Raw genomic sequence first — 6347 nt, forward strand, 5'->3', positions numbered from 1 at the left:
CCGGGAGAGGCGGCGGCCCTGGCCGGGCCGGCTACTTCGCGACGCCGACACCCTTGTTCGCCAGCGCATCCGCGCGCTCGTTGCCAGGATCGCCGGCATGGCCCTTGACCCAGCGCCACTCCACCGTGTGCAGCTTGCGCAGCGCGTCCAGGCGCTGCCACAGTTCGGCGTTCTTCACCGGCTTGCCGTCGGCGGTCTTCCAGCCGCGGCGCTGCCAGCCGGAGATCCACTCCGTCATGCCCTTGCGCACGTACTCGCTGTCCGTGTAGATCACGATGTTGCAGCTGCGCTTGAGCGAGGTCAGCGCCTCGATCACCGCCGTCAGCTCCATGCGGTTGTTGGTCGTGTTGCGCTCGCCACCGAACAGCTCCTTCTCATGGTCGCCGCTCTTGAGCCAGGCCCCCCACCCGCCCGGCCCCGGATTGCCCTTGCAGGCGCCGTCGGTGTAGATGACGACGCTGGGCTTGGCGATCTTCGGCGTGGCGGGAGTGGTATCGGTCATGAAGGGAGCGGGGCAACAGGGAACTTGAAAAAGGCGGACCGGGCGCGGCGGCGCGCCCGGATCCAGGACATCCGGCGCGTCGAGGCTCAGTCGACCTCGACGTCGTCGCGATGGTGATGATGGTGGACGGCGGCGACCGCCGGCGCAGCCTTGGCCACGCGCTTCTTGCCGCGCGCCAGCCCGATCAGCCGCATGCCGTGCACGCGCTTGACCGCGATGACGCCATACAGCGCGCCCAGCACCGTCCACCACTTGCCGCCGGGCTTCTCGATCCATTGCCAGCGCGCCAGCCAGGGATCGCTCAGCAGCGGCGGTCGATAGCAACCGAACTGCGCGCGCTCGACCTCGAACGACAGCAGCCGCAGCCAGTCGCGCAGCCGCCAGTAGCCGATGTACTCGCGCTCCTCCGGCAGGTAGAGCCGCGGCGCACGGCTCAGCAGCCGGCCATTGACGCGGGCGAGATTCTGCCTCACGGCCCAGAGGCTGGCCGGGTTCAGGCCCAGGATCACGACCCGGCCCTCGGGACGCAGCACGCGTTCGACCTCGCGCAGGCAGCGGTGCGGATCGACCGCCTGCTCCAGCGTGTGGGGCAGCAGGACGAGGTCCAGGCTGTTGGCCTCGAACGGGAGCGCGTCGAACTCGCAGAAGATCGCCGCGCGGCCCGCGCCGTTGAGGCCCGGTGCGGCCTCGGCCTGCGGTTCGGGCTGGTACTCCAGCGGATGCGCGGTGAGCGCGGGCCGCGGCGGCCCGGCGGCGGCCTCCTCGAACGGCCGATGGTCCAGCGCGAGCCACCGGTTCGTCATGCGGTTGGTGCGCAGGCCGTGCAGTTCCGGGAAGCCCAGTTGCAGCGCGTGATAGCCGAACCAGTCGATCACCGCGGCGTCGATGAAGCGCTGTTCCCAGGCCAGCAGGTAGCGCCCGGCAGGCGTGCGCAGCCAGTGCGCGAGCTCCGCCGCGGCAGCATCCGGCCGGACCTGCGCCTCTACAATCGGCGCCTTCCCGTCGGTGTCCTCGTCCTGGCCCCGCGTCTTCATCTGGAACCCGATCCCCTTGCCTGCATGAACCTGATCGCCGTTCCCGCCTTCACAGACAACTACCTCTGGCTGCTGCACGACGGCCGGTCGGCCCTGGTGGTCGATCCGGGCGACGCCGCGCCGGTGAAGGAGACGCTGCGCGCGCTCGGCCTGGACCTGCAGGGCATTCTAGTGACGCATCACCACGGCGATCACGTCGGCGGCCTGCGTGAATTGCTGCCGCTGCTGGCGCCGGGGGCACAGGTCTGGGGTCCCGCCACCGAAGCGATGCCGGTGCCCGTCGTGCCGCTGCGCGAGGGCGACCGCATCGAACTGCTCGGCCAGGTCTTCGAGGTGCTGGACGTCCCCGGCCACACCGCCGGTCACATCGCTTTCGTGCTGAAGCATCCGGGCAACGGCGACGCGCCGATCCTGTTCTGCGGCGACACGCTCTTCTCCGCCGGTTGCGGCCGGCTCTTCGAGGGCACGCCCGCACAGATGCTGGACTCGCTGACCAAGCTGGCGGCGCTCCCCGGGGAGACCCGGGTGTGCTGCGCGCACGAGTACACCTTGTCGAATCTTCGATTTGCTCGCACAGTCGAGCCCCAGAACGAGGCGGTCGCGCGCCACGAGGCCTGGTGTCTGGCCCGGCGCGAGCAGTCGCTGCCTACCCTGCCCTCCACCATCGCCGTGGAGCTCCAGATCAACCCCTTCCTGCGCTGCGAGCATGCCGAGGTCCGCGCGGCCGCGCAGCGCCACGACCCGAGCGTCACCGCGCAGCCGGTCTCGGTCCTGGCCGGGCTGCGCCGATGGAAGAACGACTTTCGCTGAGATCCCGATGCACCGACACCCGACCCCGTCCTTCCCGCTGCTTCGTTCCTCCCGCTCCGCGGACCGCGCGGACGCCGTTCCCGCCTCCGCCACCTCCACCGTTTCCTCCCCCCGACGTCCCGCGCTGACGCTGATCGCAGCGCTGCTGCCGCTGGTGCTGGCCGCCTGCGCCAACCGCCCGGTCGCGCCCCCCGACAACCAGGACGCCCAGGCCGTGGCGCAGCAGACGGTGCAGGCGGTCGAATCGGCCGCCTCGGCCGTGCCCTCGCCCGCGACGCCGGTGGCCCGCGTGGCCACCGCGCCGGAAAAGAAGCTCGACGTGCTGCTCGAGGACACGATGAACCCCGGCGAGAAGGTCGACCTGGACGCGCCGAAGACCCATGTCGACCTGTGGGCGCGGATGCGCGCCGGCATGGCGATGCCCGAGCTCGACAACGACCTGGTCCGCAAGGCCGAGGACTGGTACAGCAGCCGGCCCGACTACGTCGCGCGCATGACCGGCCGCGGCAGCCTGTACCTGTACCACGTGGTCGAGGAGGTCGAGAAGCGCGGCATGCCGATGGAGCTGGCGCTGCTGCCCTTCGTCGAGAGCGCCTTCCGCAACGACGCGCAGTCCAGCGCCAAGGCCGTCGGCATGTGGCAGTTCATGCCCGCCACCGGCCGGGACTTCGACCTCAAGCAGAACATCTTCCGCGACGACCGCCGCGACGTGCTGGCCTCGACCAAGGCCGCCCTGGACTACCTGCAGCGCCTGAACAAGCTGTTCGACGGCGACTGGCAACTGGCGCTGGCCGCCTACAACTGGGGCCAGGGCAACGTCAGCAAGGCGGTGGCGCGCAACCAGAAGGCCGGGCTGCCGATCGACTACGAGAGCCTGCGCATGCCCGACGAGACGCGCTACTACCTGCCCAAGCTGCAGGCGGTGAAGAACATCGTGATGCGCCCGTCGGCCTATGGCCTGGAGCTGCCGGCGGTGGCCAACCATCCGTACTTCCTGTCGGTCAACATCGACCGCGACATCGACGTGACCCGCGCCGCGCAGCTGGCCGAGCTGGACGAGGAGACCTTCCGCCAGTTCAATCCGTCGATGAACAAGCCGGTGATCCTGGCGGCCAGCAGCGGCCAGCTGCTGCTGCCCTACGACAACGCCAGCACCTTCGTGACCAACCTCGAGAAGCATCGCGGCCCGCTGGCCTCATGGACCGCCTGGGTCGTGCCCCGCACGATGAAGCCGGCCGACGCGGCCAAGCAGGTCGGCATGAGCGAGACCGGGCTGCGCGAGATCAATCGCATCCCGGCGCGGATGCTGGTGACCAAGGGCTCGACCCTGCTGGTGCCGCGCACCGCCTCCCGCGACCAGGACGTCTCCGAACACCTGGCCGACAACGCCCGCATCGGCTTCGCGCCCGACGTGCCGCCGATGCGCCGCGTGACACTGAAGGCGAACAAGGGCGACACGGTGGCGAGCGTCGCGCGCCGCCATCGCCTGGGCACGACGCAGCTGGCGCAGTGGAACCGCGTCAGCACCAAGGCGACCTTCAAGCCGGGCCAGCAGATCGTCGTCTACGTACGCGAAGGCCAGACGCTGGCCTCGGTGGAGCCGTCCTCGACGACATCGAAGTCGAAGGCCGGATCCTCGAAGTCGGGCAAGGTCACCAAGGTCGCGTCCAGCGCGGCGAACAAGCCGGCCAAGGGCGGCGCGAAAACCCGCAGCGCCAAGGTCGCCGCCAGCGATGGCAAGGGCGCCCGCACCGTGTCGACCAAGACCGCGTTGCGCTGAGCGGCGGCGTCCCGGCACCGCCCCCGCCGCTTCAGGCGAAGAACAGCGCCACGGACAGCGCCAGGCCCACGCCCCACGCCAGGCTGCGCAGGGTGGGCTGATCGGCGAGGTACAGCGCGATATACACCACCCGCGCCGCGATGAATCCCATCGCGAGCTGGTCGATGCGCGCCTGGGCCAGCTGCATCTGCTGCGCCGCGAGCACGCCCGCGATGAACAGCGGCAGCGCCTCGAAGCTGTTGGCCTGCGCCGCGTTGGCGCGCGCCTGCCAGCCCGTCTGGCGCGCGAGCCAGGTGCGCGGGTCGTGGTTGTCGAAGCCGCCGTCGCGGCGGCGCTTGCCGATGCCCTTGGACTTCGCGATCCATGCGCACAACAGCGGCATCAGGCAGGCGACGATCAGGCAGTGGTTGGCGATGGTCATCGATGCCCTCCCCGGGCGCGGTGATGGATGAGTGCCGCGAAGCGGTCGGTGCCGACCGCGGCGGTCGTCAGGTGGAGCGGCGGTCGACGAGCGCGTGCGCGATCGTGCCCAGGTCCACGTACTCCAGCTCGCTGCCCACCGGCACGCCCCGCGCCAGCCGGGTGCTGCGCAGGCCTCGGGCGCGCAGCGCCTCGGCCAGCACATGGGCGGTGGCCTCGCCCTCGGCGGTGAAGCTGGTGGCGAGGATGACCTCCTCCACCTGGCCATCGGCGGCCCGCTCGAGCAACTGGTCGACGCCGATCTCCCGGGTGGACACGCCGTCCAGCGGGCTGATCCGTCCCTGCAGCACGAAGTAGTAGCCGAAGTAGGACGCGGTGCGCTCCATCGCGGCCTGGTCGGCCGGCGACTCGACGACGCACAGCAGCCGGGCGTCGCGGTGCCGGTCGGCGCAGATAGGGCACAGCGGCGTCTCGCTGAAGGTGTGGCAGCGCTCGCAGTGGCGCACGTTGCGCACCGCGTCCTGCAGCGCGCGAGCCAGCGCGTCGGCGCCGGCGCGGTCGTGCTGCAGCAGGTGGTAGGCCATGCGCTGGGCCGACTTCTGGCCCACGCCGGGCAGGCGCCGCAAGGCCTCGATCAACTGGTCGAGCGCGGTCACCGTCGTCCGATCAGAACGGGAACTTCATGCCGGGGGGCAGCGGCATGCCGGCGGTCAGCTTGGACATCTTCTCCGAGCTGACCTGCTCGGCGCGACGCACCGCGTCGTTGAACGCGGCGGCGACGAGGTCCTCCAGCATGTCCTTGTCGTCGGCCAGCAGGCTGGGATCGATGGCGACGCGCTTGACGTCGTGCTTGCAGGTCATCGTGACCTTCACCAGGCCGGCGCCGGACTGGCCTTCGACCTCGATGTTGCCGAGCTCGTCCTGCGCCTTCTTCAGGTTGTCCTGCATCGCTTGCGCCTGCTTCATCAGGCCGGCGAGTTGACCCTTCATCATGATCGTAATTCCTTGTTCAGAGATTCAATGGTTCGGTGGTTGGCCGACCGGGAACGCGACCCGGAGGTCGAGGCGATGGGCGGGATTGTCGCCCAGCGCCGGATCGGCCGCGGCGCCGGTCAGGCCGGCTTGATCGAGCCCGGCAGGATGCGCGCCGTCTTGAACTGCGCCAGCAACTGCTGGACTTCCGGGTCCTCGAGGATGATCGCCTCGGCCTGCCGCTGGCGGGCACGCACCGCCATCGTGTCGCGCAGCGCCGGCGAGTCGGTGGCACGCCCCGCCTCGATCTCCACGCGCGTGGGCTTGCCGATCAGCGCCGTCAGCGCCGCCTGCAGCTTGTCCTGCAGGCCGGGCTGGCGCAGCGACTCGCGCTCGACCCGGAAACGCCAGCGCTGCGGCTCGGCCGCCTCGTCGATCTCCAGGCATTCGGCCTGCAGCGCCAGTTCCCGCGCCAGCGCGTTCAGGCCCAGTTGCGGCGCAAGCGCGTGCCAGCGCTCGCCCAGCGCGGTGGGGACCAACGCCACCTCCTCGATCGCGGTCGAGACGTAGATGCCGTCGGCATCGCCGGCGCCGGAGCCGGAGCCGGGCATCGGGTCATCCATGTCGGACAGACCCATGCCGATGGAGGCCTCCTCGTCCGATGGCGGCGGCACGTCCATCCAGGGCGGCGGACCGTCGTCATCGTGCGGCGGCGACAGGTCCTCGGGTTCCTCGACATCGGCCTCGGCCCGCGCAGCGACGGGCGGCGCGGCACGCGGCCGCAGGCGATCGCTGAAGCGGGTAGCGGGCGCGCCAGCGGGGGCGGCGC

General features: G+C 70.7%; 8 protein-coding genes. 2 read left to right on the forward strand and 6 right to left on the reverse strand.

The features are described from left to right. Positions 1-31: 31 nt before the first annotated feature. Both rnhA and CS062_RS15180 read right to left on the reverse strand, forming a co-directional pair. Entirely contained in the window at positions 32-502 is a 471-nt protein-coding gene (gene rnhA / locus CS062_RS15175) for a ribonuclease HI (protein ID WP_099862451.1), read from the reverse strand. Positions 503-588: 86 nt separating this feature from the next. Further along, positions 589-1536 carry a class I SAM-dependent methyltransferase gene (locus tag CS062_RS15180; protein WP_099862452.1) on the reverse strand — a complete coding sequence of 316 codons (948 nt, stop codon included), beginning with the start codon at positions 1534-1536 and terminating at the stop codon, positions 589-591. A 24-nt stretch (positions 1537-1560) separates the two neighbouring features. Between CS062_RS15180 and gloB the strand changes: the two genes are divergently transcribed. Beyond that, positions 1561-2346, forward strand: coding sequence for a hydroxyacylglutathione hydrolase (gene gloB / locus CS062_RS15185; protein ID WP_099862453.1), 786 nt, complete (start codon positions 1561-1563; stop codon positions 2344-2346). 7 nt (positions 2347-2353) lie between these two features. Next, positions 2354-4126 (forward strand): transglycosylase SLT domain-containing protein, encoded by a 1773-nt coding sequence (locus CS062_RS15190; RefSeq protein WP_099862454.1) that lies wholly within the window; start codon positions 2354-2356, stop codon positions 4124-4126. A gap of 31 nt (positions 4127-4157) precedes the next feature. Here CS062_RS15190 and CS062_RS15195 read toward each other — a convergent pair whose 3' ends face one another. The 4 genes from CS062_RS15195 to CS062_RS15210 form a co-directional block, all read right to left on the reverse strand. Then, complete coding sequence (locus CS062_RS15195; RefSeq protein WP_099862455.1) at positions 4158-4547, reverse strand: MAPEG family protein; 390 nt, start codon at positions 4545-4547, stop codon at positions 4158-4160. A 67-nt stretch (positions 4548-4614) separates the two neighbouring features. Further along, entirely contained in the window at positions 4615-5202 is a 588-nt protein-coding gene (gene recR, locus CS062_RS15200; RefSeq protein WP_099862456.1) for a recombination mediator RecR, read from the reverse strand. Positions 5203-5212: 10 nt separating this feature from the next. Beyond that, positions 5213-5542 (reverse strand): YbaB/EbfC family nucleoid-associated protein, encoded by a 330-nt coding sequence (locus CS062_RS15205; protein ID WP_091723332.1) that lies wholly within the window; start codon positions 5540-5542, stop codon positions 5213-5215. 116 nt (positions 5543-5658) lie between these two features. Then, positions 5659-6347 (reverse strand): DNA polymerase III subunit gamma/tau C-terminal domain-containing protein (locus CS062_RS15210; protein WP_303645158.1); only part of this gene is annotated, 689 nt, incomplete at its 5' end.

The organism is Roseateles chitinivorans (genome assembly GCF_002761755.1).
Lineage (GTDB): Bacteria > Pseudomonadota > Gammaproteobacteria > Burkholderiales > Burkholderiaceae_C > Roseateles > Roseateles chitinivorans.

What these genes read in the sequence shown, in the direction of transcription:
- rnhA (WP_099862451.1), bottom strand. Translation starts at nt 502, where the DNA reads ATGACCGATACCACTCCCGCCACGCCGAAGATCGCCAAGCCCAGCGTC.
- CS062_RS15180 (WP_099862452.1), bottom strand. Translation starts at nt 1,536, where the DNA reads ATGAAGACGCGGGGCCAGGACGAGGACACCGACGGGAAGGCGCCGATT.
- gloB (WP_099862453.1), top strand. Translation starts at nt 1,561, where the DNA reads ATGAACCTGATCGCCGTTCCCGCCTTCACAGACAACTACCTCTGGCTG.
- CS062_RS15190 (WP_099862454.1), top strand. Translation starts at nt 2,354, where the DNA reads ATGCACCGACACCCGACCCCGTCCTTCCCGCTGCTTCGTTCCTCCCGC.
- CS062_RS15195 (WP_099862455.1), bottom strand. Translation starts at nt 4,547, where the DNA reads ATGACCATCGCCAACCACTGCCTGATCGTCGCCTGCCTGATGCCGCTG.